17 protein-coding genes and 1 pseudogene are annotated in these 17,134 nt (G+C 70.5%); 10 read left to right on the forward strand and 8 right to left on the reverse strand.

All coding sequences use genetic code 11. The annotated features are described in order from the left end of the window. Positions 1-12: 12 nt before the first annotated feature. Positions 13-663: pseudogene (locus C5E05_RS12815) on the reverse strand (NUDIX domain-containing protein); the annotation flags it as partial. A 114-nt stretch (positions 664-777) separates the two neighbouring features. On the opposite strand from C5E05_RS12815, the gene C5E05_RS12820 reads away from it, so the two are divergent. Further along, positions 778-1,425 (forward strand): TrmH family RNA methyltransferase, encoded by a 648-nt coding sequence (locus C5E05_RS12820; RefSeq protein ID WP_104342141.1) that lies wholly within the window; start codon positions 778-780, stop codon positions 1,423-1,425. Here the strand turns inward: C5E05_RS12820 and C5E05_RS12825 are convergent. Further along, positions 1,422-2,102, reverse strand: coding sequence for a TetR family transcriptional regulator (locus tag C5E05_RS12825; protein WP_104240043.1), 681 nt, complete (start codon positions 2,100-2,102; stop codon positions 1,422-1,424). The genes C5E05_RS12820 and C5E05_RS12825 overlap by 4 nt on opposite strands. A 69-nt stretch (positions 2,103-2,171) precedes the next feature. Here C5E05_RS12825 and C5E05_RS12830 point away from each other — a divergent pair, with 69 nt between their 5' ends. Beyond that, a complete protein-coding gene (locus C5E05_RS12830) occupies positions 2,172-2,789 on the forward strand; it encodes a biotin transporter BioY (RefSeq protein ID WP_104240044.1) in 618 nt (205 codons plus the stop codon). On the opposite strand, the gene C5E05_RS12835 is transcribed toward C5E05_RS12830, so the two are convergent. Next, positions 2,779-3,771, reverse strand: a complete 993-nt coding sequence (locus C5E05_RS12835; protein WP_104342142.1) for an NAD(P)H-binding protein — start codon at positions 3,769-3,771, stop codon at positions 2,779-2,781. The genes C5E05_RS12830 and C5E05_RS12835 overlap by 11 nt on opposite strands. A 306-nt stretch (positions 3,772-4,077) precedes the next feature. On the opposite strand from C5E05_RS12835, the gene kdpF reads away from it, so the two are divergent. The 6 genes from kdpF to C5E05_RS12865 are packed head-to-tail and all read left to right on the forward strand — an operon-like array spanning position 4,078 to position 11,933. Continuing rightward, a complete protein-coding gene (gene kdpF, locus C5E05_RS12840; RefSeq protein WP_104240046.1) occupies positions 4,078-4,167 on the forward strand; it encodes a K(+)-transporting ATPase subunit F in 90 nt (29 codons plus the stop codon). Between the two features lie 20 nt (positions 4,168-4,187). Then, complete coding sequence (gene kdpA / locus C5E05_RS12845) at positions 4,188-5,849, forward strand: potassium-transporting ATPase subunit KdpA (RefSeq protein WP_258064868.1); 1,662 nt, start codon at positions 4,188-4,190, stop codon at positions 5,847-5,849. A 2-nt stretch (positions 5,850-5,851) separates the two neighbouring features. Next, positions 5,852-7,978 carry a potassium-transporting ATPase subunit KdpB gene (kdpB, locus tag C5E05_RS12850; RefSeq protein WP_104342144.1) on the forward strand — a complete coding sequence of 709 codons (2,127 nt, stop codon included), beginning with the start codon at positions 5,852-5,854 and terminating at the stop codon, positions 7,976-7,978. A gap of 41 nt (positions 7,979-8,019) precedes the next feature. Further along, entirely contained in the window at positions 8,020-8,655 is a 636-nt protein-coding gene (gene kdpC / locus C5E05_RS12855; protein WP_104342145.1) for a potassium-transporting ATPase subunit KdpC, read from the forward strand. 3 nt (positions 8,656-8,658) lie between these two features. After that, positions 8,659-11,211 (forward strand): ATP-binding protein, encoded by a 2,553-nt coding sequence (locus C5E05_RS12860; protein ID WP_104342146.1) that lies wholly within the window; start codon positions 8,659-8,661, stop codon positions 11,209-11,211. Then, positions 11,208-11,933, forward strand: coding sequence for a response regulator (locus C5E05_RS12865; RefSeq protein WP_104342147.1), 726 nt, complete (start codon positions 11,208-11,210; stop codon positions 11,931-11,933). The genes C5E05_RS12860 and C5E05_RS12865 overlap by 4 nt, the downstream gene beginning before the upstream one ends. On the opposite strand, the gene C5E05_RS12870 is transcribed toward C5E05_RS12865, so the two are convergent. From C5E05_RS12870 to C5E05_RS12885, 5 genes are all read right to left on the reverse strand, one after another. After that, on the reverse strand, positions 11,930-12,217 hold the full coding sequence (locus C5E05_RS12870; protein ID WP_104240052.1) for a hypothetical protein: 288 nt from the start codon (positions 12,215-12,217) through the stop codon (positions 11,930-11,932). The genes C5E05_RS12865 and C5E05_RS12870 overlap by 4 nt on opposite strands. A gap of 131 nt (positions 12,218-12,348) precedes the next feature. Further along, positions 12,349-12,495 (reverse strand): hypothetical protein, encoded by a 147-nt coding sequence (locus C5E05_RS20195; protein WP_181057671.1) that lies wholly within the window; start codon positions 12,493-12,495, stop codon positions 12,349-12,351. A gap of 108 nt (positions 12,496-12,603) precedes the next feature. Then, a complete protein-coding gene (locus tag C5E05_RS12875; RefSeq protein ID WP_104240053.1) occupies positions 12,604-12,939 on the reverse strand; it encodes a GntR family transcriptional regulator in 336 nt (111 codons plus the stop codon). Then, a complete protein-coding gene (locus tag C5E05_RS12880) occupies positions 12,936-13,880 on the reverse strand; it encodes a hypothetical protein (RefSeq protein WP_104342148.1) in 945 nt (314 codons plus the stop codon). Before C5E05_RS12880 ends, C5E05_RS12875 begins: the two co-directional genes overlap by 4 nt. 112 nt (positions 13,881-13,992) lie before the next feature. Further along, the gene (locus C5E05_RS12885) at positions 13,993-14,607 is read right to left on the reverse strand and encodes a LysE/ArgO family amino acid transporter (RefSeq protein ID WP_104342149.1); all 615 of its coding nucleotides are present in this window, start codon (positions 14,605-14,607) and stop codon (positions 13,993-13,995) included. 69 nt (positions 14,608-14,676) lie between these two features. On the opposite strand from C5E05_RS12885, the gene C5E05_RS12890 reads away from it, so the two are divergent. Next, entirely contained in the window at positions 14,677-15,603 is a 927-nt protein-coding gene (locus tag C5E05_RS12890) for a LysR family transcriptional regulator ArgP (protein WP_104342150.1), read from the forward strand. Positions 15,604-15,736: 133 nt separating this feature from the next. Continuing rightward, positions 15,737-17,065: an ice-binding family protein gene (locus C5E05_RS12895; protein WP_104342151.1), complete on the forward strand. Its 1,329-nt coding sequence runs from the start codon at positions 15,737-15,739 to the stop codon at positions 17,063-17,065. Positions 17,066-17,134 lie beyond the last annotated feature (69 nt).

Consider the following 17,134-nt stretch of genomic DNA (forward strand, 5'->3'; position numbering starts at 1 on the left):
TTTCTGGGGGAGGTACCGGTAGAGCTTCGGGGGTCGGTGCCGGGTGCCGGCGAGGGTCTCTCCGGTCTCGGTGAGGGACTTCGAGGCGAGCATGTCGCGGCGGAAGTTGGCGGCGTCGAGCGGCCTGCCGAGCACTGCCTCGTAGACCTCCCGCAGCTGGGCGAGGGTGAAGGAGTCGCCGAGGAAGCTGTGCGCGATCGAGCTGTACTCGACCTTGTTCCTGAGCCGCCAGAGGGCGTAGTCGATGATGCGCCGGTGGTCGAAGGCGAGGGGTGGCAGGTCGTCGACGGGGTGCCAGCGCACGTTGTCTCCGAGGCGAGCGGAGCTGGCCTCCTCGCCGCCCACGAGCGCCCAGTAGACGACCGAGACGACGCGGGGGTCGTTGCCGAAGACGCGGTCGGCGTCGCCGAAGGCGTAGAGCTGCTCGAGGTACTTGGGCGCGAGGCGCATCGTCTCGAAGAGGGTGCGCGAGGCGGCGGCGCCGAGGTCTTCGTCGCCGAGCGGTCCGCCTGGGAGGGCGAGGAGGTCGATGAACGGCTGGCGCTGACGGCGCACGAGCGGCACCCAGATCGTGGGCGCTGGCGCCCGGTGCGACGAGGGCGGGGATGGGCGCAGCGCGAAGATCACCGTGGAGACGGCGAGGGTCGCGTTGGTGGCGGTCATCCGCTGCTCTCTTCTCTGCTGGTGGTGTCGCCGTGGCGGCGGATACTTAAGGTCAGTTCGACTCTAAGTGGAGTGTACGCCACGCTCGCGGCCCGGCGCGCCTAGGCTGTGGCGGTGAGTGAACAGCAGCAGTTCGGCAGCGAAGACGACGCCCCGCACGGGGTCGGCCCCTGGCCCGGTGGTCGCGAGGACTGGCCAGAGGGGCCCTGGTTCGATGCGGAGCTGCTCGAGCACGGCGACCGCAGGAACGTGATCGACCGCTATCGGTACTGGTCGATGGATGCGATCGTCGCCGACCTCGACACGAAGCGTCACGCGTTCCACGTCGCGATCGAGAACTGGCAGCACGACATGAACATCGGCTCGATCGTGCGCAGCGCGAACGCGTTCGCCGCCGACACGGTGCATATCGTCGGCAAGCGCCGCTGGAACAAGCGGGGTGCCATGGTCACCGATCGGTACCAGCACGTCGTGCACCACGAGACGGTCGAGGCGTTCATCGCCTGGGCGAGAAGCGAGGGCATGCCCGTGCTCGCCATCGACAACGTGCCCGGCTGCGTGCCCATCGAGACCTACGAGCTGCCGGAGCGGTGCGTGCTGCTGTTCGGGCAGGAGGGCCCAGGGGTGTCGGCGGAGGCCGTCGAGGTGTCGGATGCTGTGCTGGAGATCTCGCAGTTCGGCTCGACTCGCTCGATCAACGCGTCAGCGGCGGCGGCCGTCGCGATGCACACGTGGGTGCTGCAGCACGTCGACTTCGCCTAGGGGGCGGTGCTCGTCTCGTCCTTCGCGAGCGTCGCGGCTCCCGCGAGGATCAGGTCGAGGCCAGCCGTGAAGCGCTCGGTGGGGTCCTGCGGCTCGAGTGGGTCCTGGGCGTGGGCCTGGAGGGCGCCGACCTCCGCGGCGTGAGTCTGCTGCTGTTCGTGGAAGGCCTGCCCGATCGTGTAGTGCACGACCGCCTCGGCGCACGTGCGACCGCCCCAGCCATCGAGGGCGAAGTCGCTGCGGGCCGCGCCTGAGGTCATCCGCACCAGATCGACGGTCAGCAGGCCGAGGGCGAACGAGCTCGAGACGAGCTCGGCGCCGTCCCTGCGGGAGCGGAGCGCGGTGTGAAGCTGCAGCGCGAGGGTGCGGGTCTGCTGTGTTCCGGGCTCGGTCCCTGCACCCGGGAGGAGCCAGGTCTCGGCGGTGAGGGGGCGCAGGATGCGGTCGCTCACGGCCGCCAGCAGCGACTGCTTGTTGGGGAAGTGCCAGTAGAGCGCGCTCGGCTGCACCTCGAGGTAGTCGCTGATGCGCCGCATCGAGAGGTTCGGCAGGCCGTGCTCGTCCAGCACCTCGAGCGCTGTGGTGACGATCTCGGTGCGGCTGAGCTTCTCGTGGCTGCTCGCAGGTGTGCGTGCGGCGTCACGCGAGGCGCCTTCGGCTGGACCACGGGGTGTCATGGCGCTAATCTACTGAACACCGTTCACTGAACACCGTTCAGGAGATTCGAGAGAAAGGTCCAACTCCCTATGAGCACCGAATCGATCGACGCCGCCAGGCGTCCCGCCAATGGCGCCGTGCCCCGCGTTCTCGCCGATCTCGTGGCCGGGGCCGGTTCACGCACCGGAGTTCAGCTCCTCAACGTCGCGCTCGTGCTCGGCGGCACGCTGTTCCTCATCGCGGCCGGCTTCATCGTCATCCCGCTGCCGTTCACGCCCGTGCCCGTCTCGCTCGCGACCTTCGCCGTGCTGCTGACCGGCGCATCCCTCGGGCCCGCTCGGGCCGCGGCGAGCGCCGGCCTGTACCTCGCGCTCGGAGCTCTCGGCGCGCCGATCTTCGCCGACGGGGCCTCCGGTGTGCTGTTCCCGTCGTTCGGCTACATCATCGGCTACGTGCTGGCCGCGGTCGCCGTCGGTGCGCTCGCCCGTCGCCGCGCCGACCGCCACGTCGCGTCCACAGTGGGCGCCACGGTGCTCGGCACGCTCCTCGTCTACGCGGCCGGCGTGCCGTGGCTCGCGGTCTCGCTCGGCGTCGACCTCGGCACTGCCCTCGCGCTCGGGGTCGTGCCCTTCCTCATCGGCGACGCCATCAAGATCGCGGCTGTCAGCGCGCTCCTGCCGTCGACGTGGAAGCTGCTCAGGCGGTAGCGGCAGCCGCGGCCCAGGACGGGTCGCCGGGGAGCCGCCCCATCGGGTCTCGCTGCGACGCGGGGACGGTGGGGTCGGGCTGCGCGACGGAGCGACGAAGCGCCTCGTCGATGGACAGCGGGCGCTCGGCGTCCTCCGGGAGGAGCTCGGCGATCCACGTGTCGTCGTCGGCGACCATGTCCTCGCGCAGGCTCTCCATGAGCGACGTCACGGTCGAGGACGGCACGTCGGTGATCAGGGTGGCGAGCCTCGCGACCAGGGGCTCCGGCAGTCCAGGCAGGATGACCTGCGGTCGGCGCTTCTCGACGGTGTCGGCGTAGCGGTCGATGAGTCTCGGGTAGGGGAGTCGCTCGCCGCCGCCGACGGAGAAGGCGCGCGTCGAGACGTCGGCGGTCAGCGCGCCGCTCACGGCCCTGGCGAGGTCGACCACCGCGATGGGCTCGACGTCGCTCTGCATCCACGCAGGCACCACGGTCACGGGCAGCCGCGCGGCGAGCTGCGACATGAGCTCGAAGCTCGTGGAGCTCGCGCCGAGGACCATGGCGGCTCGCAGGGTGACGACCACCGCGTCCGCCTCGTGGAGCTCGCGCTCGACCTCGAGGCGCGAAGTGAGGTGCTCCGAGAGCTCCTCCTCCGCAACGGGCGGGATGATGCCGGAGACGTACACGATGCGTCGCACCCCAGAGCGGTCAGCGGCCGCGCGCACGAGCCGCGCCGCCTCGAGATCCGCCTCGCGGAAGTCGTCGCTCGCCATGCCGTGCACGAGGTAGAGGATGGCGTCGACGTCGGCCGTCACCGCTGCCGCGACGGAAGCTTCATCGAGCACGTCGAGCTCGACCCGGCGCACCCGCTCGGCCCACCAGAACGCGTCGAGGTCGCCCGGCTTGCGGGCGCCGGCCGTGACCTCCATGCCCGCGTCGAGCAGGACCGGTATCACTCGGCTGCCGATGTATCCCGTCGCGCCCATCACCAGTACGTTCATCGGTCGAAGCCCTGCCTCCTCGGCACCGCGTCGGGTGCCGACCCTCATCATGGCGGTGCAAGCTGCGAGGCGGCATCGGCGTTCTGTAAGGAAGGGCATCCACCTCGTATGGGTTCCGTTAGGACGACCCTCCTGGCGCTCTGAGAGGAGTTGTATCGAGCACTGCGCCTCACGGCGTGCAGCCCAGCCGCCTCGGCTCGGCCGCTGACCTCCGAACGGAGCCCAAGTGCTTGACGTCGTCTTCGTCGCGGGCGTGCTCGCCCTCTTCGCCACCATCGGCCTGCTCGGCAAGGCGATGGAGAAGCTGTGATCGTCTTCGACATCGTCGCGGTCGCTCTCGGCATCGCCGCCATCGTCTACCTCGTCGTGGCACTCCTGAAACCGGAGCGCTTCTGATGGATGGATCTCCTGTGCTCATGGCATCCCTCGCGTTCCTGACGCTCGCGCTCATCCTCGCGGCACTCCACCGCCCCCTCGGCGACTACCTCGCCTGGGTCTACACCTCAGAGAAGGACTGGCGTCTCGAGCGGGCCGCGTACCGGCTCGTGGGCGTCGACCCCGCCTCCCCGCAGACCTGGCAGTCGTACCTCCGCGGAGTGCTCATCTTCTCCGCGGTCGGCGTGCTCCTCGTCTACCTGCTGCAGCGCACCCAGCAGTGGCTGCCGTACTCGCTTGGGCTGCCGGCGCCGTCCGAGCCCCTCTCCTTCAACACGGCAGTCTCGTTCGTCACGAACACGAACTGGCAGTCGTACTCGCCGGAGCTCACGCTCGGCTACACCGTCCAGCTGTCGGCGCTCACCGTGCAGAACTTCGTCTCCGCCGCGGTCGGCCTGGCCGTCGCGATCGCCCTCGTGCGCGGTCTCGCCGCCACGCGCAGCGGAACGCTCGGCAACTTCTGGGTCGACCTCGTGCGGGGCACCGTCCGAGTCCTGCTGCCCATGTCGACGATCGCCGCGCTCGCGCTGCTCGCGGGCGGCGTCATCCAGAACTTCAACGGGTTCACCGACGTCGCGACGCTCGCCGGGGCAACGCAGTCCATCCCGGGCGGCCCCGTCGCGTCCCAGGAGGCGATCAAGCTCGTCGGCACCAACGGCGGCGGCTTCTTCAACGCGAACTCGGCGCATCCGTTCGAGAACCCGAGCGCTGTGACGAACCTGCTGCAGATCGTCCTCATGCTCGCGATCCCGTTCTCGCTGCCTCGGACGTTCGGCCGGATGGTCGGCGACCGCCGCCAGGGGCTCGCCGTGCTCGCCGTCATGGCCACGCTCTTCACCGTGTCGTTCGCCGTGCTCACCGCCGTCGAGAGTGCGGGCTTCGGTGCCGCGCCCGGGGCCGCAGGGGGAGCGATGGAGGGCAAGGAGCAGCGCTTCGGCGTCATCGGCTCGACGCTCTTCGCCACCACGAGCACTGGCACGTCGACCGGTGCCGTCAACTCCATGCACGACTCCTACACGGCCTTCGGCGGCCTCCTCCCGATGCTGAACATGATGCTCGGCGAGATCGCGCCAGGCGGCGTCGGCTCCGGCCTGTACGCCATGCTCGTGCTGGCGATCATCGCGGTGTTCATCGCCGGCCTCCTCATCGGGCGCACCCCGGAGTACCTCGGCAAGCGGATCGGGCCGCGAGAGATCAAGCTCGCGAGCCTCTACATCCTGGTCACGCCCGTCCTCGTGCTCACGGGAGTCGCCCTGAGCCTCGCCATCCCGGGCATCCGCGAAGACGTGCAGTCGACGTCCATCTGGAACCCGGGCGTGCACGGCCTCTCCGAGGTGCTCTACGCCTTCACCTCCGCCGCCAACAACAACGGATCGGCGTTCGCCGGCCTGACCGCGAACACGCCATGGCTCAACACGGCCCTCGGCACCGTCATGCTGCTCGGCCGCTTCGTCCCAATCGTGTTCGTGCTGGCGCTCGCCGGCTCGCTCGCCGCGCAGGACAAGGTGCCGGCCACCGTCGGCACCCTGCCGACGCACCGCCCGCAGTTCATCGGGCTGCTCACCGGCGTGAGCGTCCTCATCACGGCCCTCACCTACTTCCCAGTGCTCGCGCTGGGCCCCCTCGCAGAAGGACTCTCCTGACCATGCAGAGCATCCCAATCATGGCGTCGCTGCCCGGCGCGTTCCGCAAGCTCGACCCTCGAGCGCAGTGGCGCAACCCGGTCATGTTCATCGTGTGGGTCGGAGCGGCGTTCACGACGGCGCTCGCCATCGCCGAGCCCTTCCTGGGCGGTCCGGCCGACTCCGGCGGCACGCAGATCCCCGCCTCGTTCACCATTGCCATCGCCGTCTGGCTGTGGCTGACGGTGCTCTTCGCGAACCTCGCCGAGTCGGTGGCCGAGGGGCGGGGCAAGGCGCAGGCCGAGACCCTCCGGCAGACCAGGACCAGCACCGCGGCTCACCGGGTGGGCGGCTACGACCCCGCAAGCGACCCGGGGGCGGAGCGCGGGAGCACCGTCGAGGTCTCCTCGGCCGACCTCACCCTCGGCGACGTCGTCGTCGTCTCCGCGGGCGAGCTGATCCCGGGCGACGGCGACGTCATCTGGGGGATCGCCTCCGTGGACGAGTCGGCCATCACGGGCGAGTCGGCCCCCGTCATCCGCGAGTCCGGCGGCGACCGCAGCGCCGTGACCGGGGGCACCCGCGTGCTCTCCGACCGCATCGTGGTTCGCATCACCTCGAAGCCGGGCGAGACGTTCGTCGACCGGATGATCGCCCTCGTCGAGGGAGCCTCCCGGCAGAAGACGCCCAACGAGATCGCGCTCTCCATCCTCCTCGCGTCCCTCTCGATCGTGTTCGTGGTCGTCGCGCTGACGCTCAACCCGATCGCCTCGTACGCGGCGAAGCCCGTCAGCATCACGGTCCTCATCGCCCTGCTCGTGTGCCTCATCCCGACGACCATCGGAGCGCTGCTCTCGGCGATCGGCATCGCGGGGATGGACCGGCTCGTGCAGCGCAACGTGCTCGCGATGTCCGGGCGGGCCGTCGAGGCCGCCGGCGACGTGACGACGCTGCTGCTCGACAAGACCGGCACCATCACCTACGGCAACCGGCGCGCGTCCGAGTTCGTGCGGATGCCCGCCGCGGGCGAGCAGGAACTGGTCCGCGCCGCTGCCCTGTCTTCGCTCGCCGACCCGACCCCCGAGGGGGTCTCCATCGTCGAGCTCGCCCGCCAGGAGGGCGTCGATCTCGCCGCCCAACCGGGTGCGGCGCAGGGCGAGGTCGTCGCGTTCACGGCGCAGACCCGCATGTCGGGACTCGACCTGCCCGACGGCGCGCGCATCCGCAAGGGCGCCGGGTCCGCGGTGACCGCCTGGCTCGCCGACGAGGGCGCGCCACTCGAGGCCTCACGGCTCGAGGAGCTCCAGGACGCCACGAACCGCATCTCGCAGAGCGGAGGCACCCCGCTCGTCGTCGCCGTGATGGATGCGCCCGGCCCCGGTTCGGTTACAGGCACCGGCGCGGCCGCCGGGCGCGTGCTCGGCGTCGTCCACCTCAAGGACATCGTCAAGGAGGGCCTCAGCGAGCGCTTCGCGGAGCTGCGGTCGATGGGCATCCGCACCGTCATGGTGACGGGCGACAACCCGCTCACGGCGGCCGCCATCGCCAAGGAGGCCGGAGTCGACGACTTCCTGGCCGAGGCGACACCGGAGCAGAAGCTCGCCTACATCCGCCGCGAGCAGGACGGCGGCAACCTCGTCGCGATGACGGGGGACGGCACGAACGATGCGCCGGCGCTCGCGCAGGCCGATGTGGGCGTCGCGATGAACACGGGCACGTCGGCGGCGAAGGAGGCTGGCAACATGGTCGACCTCGACTCCGACCCGACGAAGCTCATCGACGTGGTGCGCATCGGCAAGCAGCTGCTCATCACGCGCGGCGCGCTCACCACGTTCTCCATCTCGAACGACATCGCCAAGTACTTCGCGATCATCCCGGCCATGTTCATGGGCGTGTACCCCGGTCTCGGGGTCCTCAACATCATGGGTCTCCACTCGCCTGCTTCGGCCGTGCTCTCCGCCATCGTCTTCAACGCCATCGTGATCGTGGCGCTCGTGCCGCTCGCGCTCCGGGGCGTGAAGTACCGGCCAGCGAACGCCGCGAGCACGCTCGGCCGGAACCTGCTCGTGTACGGGGCTGGCGGCATCGTCGCACCGTTCGTCGGGATCTGGCTCATCGACCTCGTCGTGCGCCTCATCCCCGGCTTCTGACCCCGCCACCACCGCCCCGACTGATCTGACAGGACTCCACCTTGAACTCCTCAACTCGCGCCACGGCGCGCACCACCTGGGTCGCCGTGCGGGCGATGCTCCTCTTCACGCTCGTGCTCGGCGTCGGCTACACCCTGGTCATCACGGGCGTCGGGCAGCTCGCGTTCGGAGCCCAGGCGAACGGCTCCCAGCTGCACGACGACGGCACGAGCATCGGGTCCAGCCTCATCGGGCAGTCCTTCACGGACGCCGAAGGCAATCCGCTTCCCGAGTTCTTCCAGTCGCGCCCATCGGCCGCGGGCGACGGCTACGACTCGGGCGCCTCCTCCGGCTCGAACCGGGGGCCCGAGAACCCGGAGCTCGTCGCAGCCATCGACGAGCGGCGCCGCGAAGTCGCGGAGCTCAACGGCGTCTCGCTCGCGGAGGTGCCCGCGGATGCCGTCACGGCGTCCGCATCCGGCCTCGATCCGCACATCAGCCCCGAGTACGCCGCCCTGCAGGTGGCACGCGTCGCCGAGGCTCGCGGGCTCGCGGAGGCGGACGTCCGTACTCTGGTCGCAGCGCACACGACCAGCCCCTTCCTCGGCTTCCTCGGGGAGGCGAGCGTCAACGTGCTCGAACTCAACCAGGCCCTGGTCGAGCAGCAGGCCCCGACCACGGATACGAAGGAGCGCTGAGTCATGGCGAAGCGCGGACGGCTGCGGGTGCTGCTCGGCGCCGCCCCTGGCGTGGGCAAGACGTTCGCGATGCTCAACGAGGGCAGGCGGATGCGCGAAGCGGGACAGGATGTCGTCGTCGCGGTCGTCGAGACCCACGGCCGGGCCGCGACGGCTGCCGCAGCAGACGGGCTCGAGGTGCTGCAGCGTGCGGAGTCCCTCCACCGCGGCGTGACGCTCTCGGAGATGGACGTGGACGCCGTGCTCGAGCGCAGCCCCGAGATCGCCCTCGTCGACGAGCTCGCCCACACGAACGCCCCCGGCTCGCGCAACGCCAAGCGCTGGGAGGACGTCGAGGAGCTCCTCGAGGCCGGCATCGACGTGCTCTCGACGGTGAACATCCAGCACGTCGAGTCGCTGGGCGACGTGGTCGAGCAGATCACGGGCGCACCGCAGCGGGAGACGATCCCCGACCAGGTGCTGCGTCGCGCCGACCAGGTGCAGGTGGTGGACCTCTCGCCCCAGGCGCTGCGCGATCGGCTGGCGGGTGGCCTCGTCTACCCGGCGGAGCGTGTCGACGCCGCGCTCTCCAACTACTTCCGCCTCGGCAACCTGACAGCGCTGCGGGAGCTGGCGCTGCTGTGGCTCGCCGATGAGGTCGACCAGTCCCTGCAGAGCTACCGCGCCGAGCAGGGCATCGACACCACGTGGGAGGCGCGCGAGCGAGTCGTCGTGACGATCACCGGTGGCGCGGAGGGCGAGACGCTGCTGCGCCGCGGCGCCCGCATCGCCGCGAGGTCGGGCAGCGGGGAGCTGCTTGCGCTGCATGTCACGAGCCAGGACGGTCTTCGCGCCGGTGACCCAGCGCACCTCGCGCGCCAGCGGGCGCTCGTCGAAGAGCTCGGCGGAACGTACCACCAGGTCGTCGGCGAGGATGTCCCGGCGGCGCTCATCGAGTTCGCGCGCTCGGTCAACGCGACCCAGCTGGTCATCGGCGTGAGTCGGCGGAATCGCCTGGCTGCGCTGCTCACGGGGCCGAGCGTCGGGAGCGCGGTGACCCGCGAGGCGGGCAGCATCGACGTGCACATCGTGAACCACGCGCGAGCCGGCGGCGGCGTGAGGCTGCCCCGGCTCGGCGGTGCGCTCACGATGCGTCGCCGCATCGCGGGGCTGGCGCTCGCCCTGGTCGCTGGACCACTGCTCACCTGGCTCCTGGCATCGCTCGGCAGCGTCGACTCGTTCACGACGCACGCGCTCAGCTACCAGCTCCTCGTCGTCACGGTCGCCCTCATCGGCGGGCTGTGGCCCGCGCTCTTCGCCGCCGTGCTCTCGGGGGTCACGCTCGACTTCTTCTTCGTCGCCCCGTTCGGCACGGTCCTCATCACCGAGCCGAGCCACCTCGTCGCGATCGTCCTCTACGTGGTCATCGCGACGCTCGTGAGCCTCGTCGTCGACCGGGCGGCCAGGAGGGCGCGCGAGGCGAGGAGGGCCGCCGCGGAGTCGCAGCTGCTGCAGACGGTTGCCGGCAGCGTGCTGCGCGGGCAGAGCGCCCTGCAGGCGCTGGTCGAGCGGACACGGGAGGCGTTCGGGCTCGCGGGTGTGCGACTCGTGGATGCGCGAGGCGACGCCAGTGGGGCTGACCCGCTTGTGCTCGCGAGCTGCGGAGAGCCGGTGCGCGGGAACCGCCACGCGGTCATCCCGGTGAGCGCGGGGACGTCAGACGGGGCTGGCGCGCGACTCGAGCTGCACGGGCGCGAGCTCGATGCCTCTGAGCGTCGCCTCCTGACGGTCATCGTCGCCCAGCTCGGCGCGGCCCTGGAGCACAGCGACCTGCGGGTCGCGGCAGACGAGGTGGCCCCGCTCGCCGCCTCCGACAAGGTCAGACGGGCGCTCCTGTCCGCCCTCAGCCACGACCTGAGGCGGCCCCTCGCCTCGGCGACGGCGGCCGTCAGCGGCCTGCGTTCGGCGGGCGAGGAACTCGCGGCAGCCGACCGCGACGAGCTCCTCGAGACCGCGGACGAGAGCCTCGGAACGCTCGCCGCTCTCGTCACCGACCTCCTCGACGTGAGTCGACTGCAGTCCGGGGGACTCGCCGTTTCGATCATGCCGACCGACCCCGCCGACGTGATCGTGCCCGCGCTCGACGAGCTGCAGCTCGGCCCGGACGACGTGGAGCTGGCGCTCGACTCGAGCGCCGCATCCGTCGCCGCCGACCCGGCCCTCCTGCAGCGGGTGCTCGTGAACCTCCTCGCCAACGCGGTCCGGCACTCGCCACCGAACCGCCGCGTGCGGCTCGCGACGAGCGAGTTCGGCGGGAGCGTGCAGATCAGGATCATCGACCGGGGGCCCGGAATCCCCGCCGAACGCCGGGACGACGTGTTCGTGCCCTTCCAGCGCCTCGGCGACACCGACAACTCGACGGGCCTCGGGCTGGGCCTCGCCATCTCGAAGGGATTCGTGGAGGGGATGCACGGCACACTGGTGCCGGAGGACACCCCGGGCGGAGGGCTCACGATGGTCGTGACGCTGCCGGTCGCCGGCAACCCGCCCGAGCAGATCCAGGGAGATCGCGCATGAAGATCCTGATCGCCGACGACGACCCGCAGCTGCTGCGTGCGCTGCGCATCACCCTCACCGCCAAGGGGTACGAGGTGCTCGTCGCCCGCAACGGAACGGAGGCCGTCTCGATCGCGGCCGAGCGCCGCCCGGACCTGTACCTCCTCGACCTCGGGATGCCCGAGCTCGACGGGATCGAAGTGATCCAAGCCATCCGCGGCTGGTCGGACGCGCCGATCCTCGTCGTCTCCGGGCGCAGCGGGGCCGGCGACAAGGTGGATGCGCTCGATGCCGGCGCCGACGACTACGTCACGAAGCCGTTCTCCGTCGACGAGCTGCTCGCGCGCATCCGTGCCCTGTCTCGTCGGGTGCCGCAGGGCGACGCGGAACCCGTCGTCGCGTTCGGCGACGTGTCCGTCGACCTCGCCGCGAAGAGCGTCGTGCGCACGGGAGGGGGAGAGGCGGCGCACGTGCGCCTCACCCCGACGGAGTGGCAGGTGCTCGAGCTGCTCGTGCGCAACGCGGGGAGGCTCGTGACGAGGCAGATGCTGCTCACGAGCATCTGGGGCTCCGAGCATGTCACCGACACCGGATACCTCCGGCTGTACATGTCGCAGCTGCGCAAGAAGCTCGAGCCGGTGCCGTCCGAGCCTCGCCACCTCCTCACGGAGGCCGGCATGGGCTACCGGCTGGTGTTGAGGTCGGACGGCCCCGCCTCGGCCTCGCTGGCCGAGAAGGGCTAGCTGTCCGAGGGGGCCGCTCGGCTCGCCTCCTCCGCGCTGGGGAATTCAATGCCTTCCGCGTCGATATCGCCGACGTCGTCTGGCCCGCCCGTGCCAGGCCGCACGTTCACCTTGTCGGTGTCGATGTCGCCGTCGAGGCGCCCGTCGACCTCGTCGACCCGTGCGGTGCCGGTCTCCTGCTTCGCCTGCGTCTCGGTCTCGCTTCCGGGGGAGTAGGCGGTGTCCTTCTCGAGCTGCTCGTCCGTGGAGAGGCTGTCTTCGTGATCGTGCATCTGGTGGCTCATCCCGCGAGCCTGTGGGCTCGTCCTGGGAAGCCGCGGGGGTCCGGATGCGTGGAGCCCGTGAGTCTCGACGCAGATGGCCCGCGTCGCCGGAGCGTCGCGGGCCACAGCATCAACCGGCTGGGTGGCCGGTGTCAGTCCTCTTCGGGCTCGAAGGTGGAGGCGTCAGGGTCGTAGCCGACCGCGACTCCATCGTCGGAGTCGGGAATCGTCCCGTCTTCGCCGAGGCCGTTCGGCTTCTCTTCGCCGTCGGCGTCGTGGGAAATCTTCTGGTCGCTCATCGTTGGCCTTCCGGTCGGGATCTTCCTTGACTGGGCCGACGATAGCGCTCGCGGCTGGGGAGTTTGCGGGACGTGACGCGGTGGGGTGACGTCGGGGAGCGGTGGCTGCTACTCGGAGTCCCAGATCGCCGTCAGCGCGTTCATGATCTCCGTCTGCGACGTGCCTGAGCGCCGTGCTTCCTCGACGGCGGCCCGCAGCTTCGCGGTGACGGCACCGGGCAGTGTCGAGGGCTGGTCCGCGACCCGGGTGCCCGCGGCTCCGCGTGTGACGATCGTGCCCTCCGCCTCGAGCAGCCGGTAGGCCCGCGCCGCGGTGCCGAGGGCAACGCCGAAGTCCCTGGCGGTCTGGCGAACGGTCGGCAGTCGTTCACCCGCGCCGATCCGTCCCGCCAGGATCAGCCCCCGGAAGTGGGCCGCGACCTGCTCCGACGTGCCCTCGCTCATCGTCGTCCCCGACCGGTCCGATGCGTGAAGCCGACGAGCAGGAGCAGCGTGAGGCCGATGCCGCGGAGCAGGCGGCCGCCCCATGTGAGCACCGGCTCGAAGGCGGCCATGCTCGTGCCCCAGGAGTAGTCGGGCGCGGTCAGCTGCGCACCGGCCGCGCCTCCCATCCGGAGCGCGCAGCTGCCGAGCACGAAGACGAGGATCCCGATCGAGAACCAGAGGACGCGTGTTGCGAGCGCCCGACGTGCTTGGCTCTCCCACTCGACGCTCTTCGGCTCGAGGAAGGTGCGCGTCGCATTGGCGTGCAGTGCGAACGCGGTTGCCGCGACGAGGGCGACCGCCGCGATCGCTGCCGGAACGCCATACGCCCACCCGTAGAAGCGCCCCGATGCAGCCGAGAACTGCCCACCGGTCTCGATGACGAACAGGGTGTGGCGGCCGTCCTCATCCGCGCTCGAGATCGAGCCAGCAAACACGGTCAGGAGGAGAAGCGCAGCGAGAGCCGCGGCGAGGGTCGCGAGCCCGCGACCCGGGGCGTAGGTCCGCAAACCTCGCGGCCCGGAAGGTGGAACCGCGGCGCGAGGCGTGCTGCGGAACAGGGCGAGGATCAGAGCGACCACGATGAGGGCGAGGCTGCCGACGATGAGCTCTCGAGAGAAGTCGTGCCAGCGGAAGTCGAACGGGTCCGAGTTGAGCGTGAGCCAGCCGGGCAGCATGCCCTCGACGAAGGGTGCAAACGCGACGAGGGCGGCCAGCAGGGCGGCGACGCCGAGGGTCAGGCTGGCCAGTGCATCCGGGCGTGAGCGCAGCAGACCCGGGCTCGCTGCCGGGACGCGCACTCGAGAGCGCACCCACGGGGCGAAGCTCAGTCCGAGGGCGAGCACTGCCGCCGGCACGAATGTGACCAGGTCGAACATCAGGATCAAGAACAGCGGGCTCATCTGCGCCTCCTTTGGCAGTCGTCAACCTCTTGTTACTCTTCGAGGGTACAAGATTTTGTACCTGCTCGGCGGTACAAGTGCTGAGGTTGGAGGCGTCGGCGGTTTGCTTGGGTCAGAGTCCGAGCAGCAAGGAGGTGGCGATGCCAGCCATCACGACAGCGATGATGGCGTCGAGGATGCGCCACGCGGCGGGGCGCGCGAAGATCGGCTGCAGGAGCCTGGCCCCGTATCCCAGGGCTGTGAACCAGACGATGCTGCCGAGTGCCGCCCCCGCGCCGAAGAGCCAGCGCGCATCGCCGTGGGTGTTCGCGACGGACCCGAGCAGGACCACCGTGTCCAGGTAGACGTGCGGGTTCAGCCAGGTGAGTGCGAGCGCCGTGAGCAGCGTCGGGACCAGGCCGGCCGAGGCGCGTGGTTCGTCCGCGTCCAGTGCCTTCGGCCTGAGGGCGCGGCGGGCCGCGAGCACGGCGTAGCCGAGGAGGAACGCGGCGCCCCCGATGCGGACCACGGTCGTCAGCCAGGGGAGCGCCGTGAAGACGATGCCGGCACCCCCGATGCCGAGCAGGATGAGGATCGCGTCGGAGAGGGCGCACACGGCGACCACGGCGAGGACATGTGTGCGGAGCAGTCCCTGGCGCAGCACGAACGCGTTCTGCGCGCCGATCGCGACGATGAGCGACAGGCCGAAGCCGAAGCCAGCGAGCAGGGGGAGCAGATCCGGGGTCATGGTGTGACCGTATTCGTGCCCGTGGTGATGGTCCAGCTCATGTTTCTTGTGAATCATTAGCATTGCTTCATGCCTGATTCCCCGAACGCGTTCGACCCTCAGCGCCTCGCAGCGCTTCGATCCGCCGTCGAGACGGGCACGTTCGAGGCGGCCGCCCGGGAGCTGCGCGTCACGCCCTCGGCGATCAGCCAGCGCATCAAGTCCCTGGAGAGCGAGACCGGGCGCGTGCTGCTTCAACGCAGCAAGCCGGTCGTGCCGACCGAATCGGGCGAGGTCCTCCTCCGCCTCGCACGGCAGGTGGATGCGCTCGGCAGGGAGGCGTCGAACGTCCTCGGGCGAGTGGGCGGAGCCTCCGGCGCCACTCCTGGAGCAGCCCAGGCGCCGCCCTCGCTCGAGCGGCTGCCGATCGCCGTCAACGCGGACTCACTGGCGACTTGGCTGCTCCCCGCCCTCGCGCCGTTGGCCGGAGAGATCGCCTTCGACCTACACCGAGCCGACGAGGCGCACACCACGGACCTCCTCAGGCGGGGCGCCGTGACCGCCGCGATCACCGCCGACCCGGTCCCCGTGCAGGGCTGCACCTCCGCGCTGCTCGGAGAGATGCGCTACACGCCGATGGCATCGCCGGACTTCGTGGAACGCTGGTTCACGGGGGGCGCTCGGAACTCGGGAGGGGTGCTCGCGCACGCGCCCGTTGTGGTCTTCGACCGAGCAGACAGGCTCCAGGAGCGCTACCTGCGCGGGGTCGGCGTCGACCCGGCGGGCCCGCCCTGCCATTTCGTGCCGTCCTCCGCGGACTTCGTGCGGGCCATTCGCCTCGGCTTCGGCTGGGGCCTGGTGCCGGACCTCCAGGGAGGCGACGATGCCTCGCTCGTCGAGATCGACCCCGGCGCGTCGATCTCGGTGCCCCTGTTCTGGCAGCAATGGCAGCTGCATACGGAGGCCCTCGGCAGGACCGCGTCGGCGGTCTTCGCCGCCGCCGCTCGCAGCCTCTGAGCTGGAATGGCTACCAACAGTGCGCTTTTGCCGAGCAGAGTGCAACCCCCAATAAGTTTCCCGGAGTTCATCTAGTCTCAGCCGGGCTCGCATTCTCGCGCGCGCCCGCATCCGCGGCACCAGGAAGGTCCCCATGGGAAGCACATCCGTTCGCACCACTCCTCCCCTCAGATTTCGACGCAAGCAGCTCCTCCTCCTTGCGGGTTCGACGGTCGCCGTCGCGGGCCTCTTCCCAGTCCTGCTCGGCTCCCAGTCGGCCCAGGCCATCGGCACGGCGCCCGACCTCGGCACCGCCGCCAGCTACTCGGTGCTCGGCGGGCAGTCGGTGACGAACACGGGCCCAAGCGTGCTCGATGGCGACCTCGGAGTGAACCCCGGGACGGCGATCAGCGGGTTCCCGCCCGGCATCGTGCTCGGCGACGTGCACGCCACGGACGCCAACTCCCTGCAGGCCCAGGCGGATGTGACCACCGCGTACAACGCGCTCGAAGGTCAGGCCGCCGATGCGCCCATCAGCGCCGACCTCGGCGGGCAGACGCTCACGGCCGGCGTGTACGAGGCTTCGAGCACCGCGGGCATCACCGGGACGCTCTCCCTCGACGCGGAAGGCGATCCCGACGCGGTCTTCATCTTCCAGATCGGCTCCGCGCTGACCACCGCACCCGACAGCACCGTGGCGCTCCTCAACGGCGCACAGGCGTGCAACGTGTTCTGGCAGATCGGCAGCTCCGCCACGCTGGACACCGACACGACCTTCGTCGGCTCGATCCTCGCCCTCACCTCGATCACCGTGAACGAGGGATCGACCGTCGACGGACGTGCGCTCGCCAGGAACGGCTCGGTCACCCTCGACACGAACACCTTCACGACCAGTGAATGCGTCACTGTCACGCCGACGGAGACGACGACGCCGACGGAGACGACGACGCCGACCGTGACGGTCACGCCGACGGAGACGACGACGCCGACGGAGACGACGACGCCGACGGAGACGACGACGCCGACGGAGACGACGACGCCGACCGTGACGGTCACGCCGACGGAGACGACGACGCCGACCGTGACGGTCACGCCGACGGAGACGACGACGCCGACCGAGACGACGACGCCGACGGAGACGACCACGCCGACCACGACCGTGACGCCGACGCCGACGGCGACGGCGACGGCGACGCCGACCGTGACCGTGACGCCGACAGCGTCAGTCACCCCGACGACGACAGCGTCAGTCACCCCGACGACGACAGCGTCGGTCACGCCGACGACGACGGCGTCGGTCACGCCGACGACGACGGCCCCCGCAGTCGTTCCCGTGAAGCCCGGAGCCACCGGCTCGCCTGACCTGGCGACCACCGGTGCTCAGGATGCGGGTCCCTGGCTCATCGGAGGGCTCGCCGTGCTCATCGCCGGCGGCGCGCTGCTGATCGCCAGCCTGCGTCGACGCAACTCGCACGAGGTCTGAGCCCGCGCGGCTGCGACTGAACTGAACTGAGCAGGCCTCGGCAGGTGCCAAACGCACCGGCCGGGGCCT

The sequence above is a fragment of the Pseudoclavibacter sp. AY1H1 genome (genome assembly GCF_002931055.1).
In the GTDB taxonomy this organism is placed as follows: Bacteria; Actinomycetota; Actinomycetes; order Actinomycetales; family Microbacteriaceae; genus Pseudoclavibacter.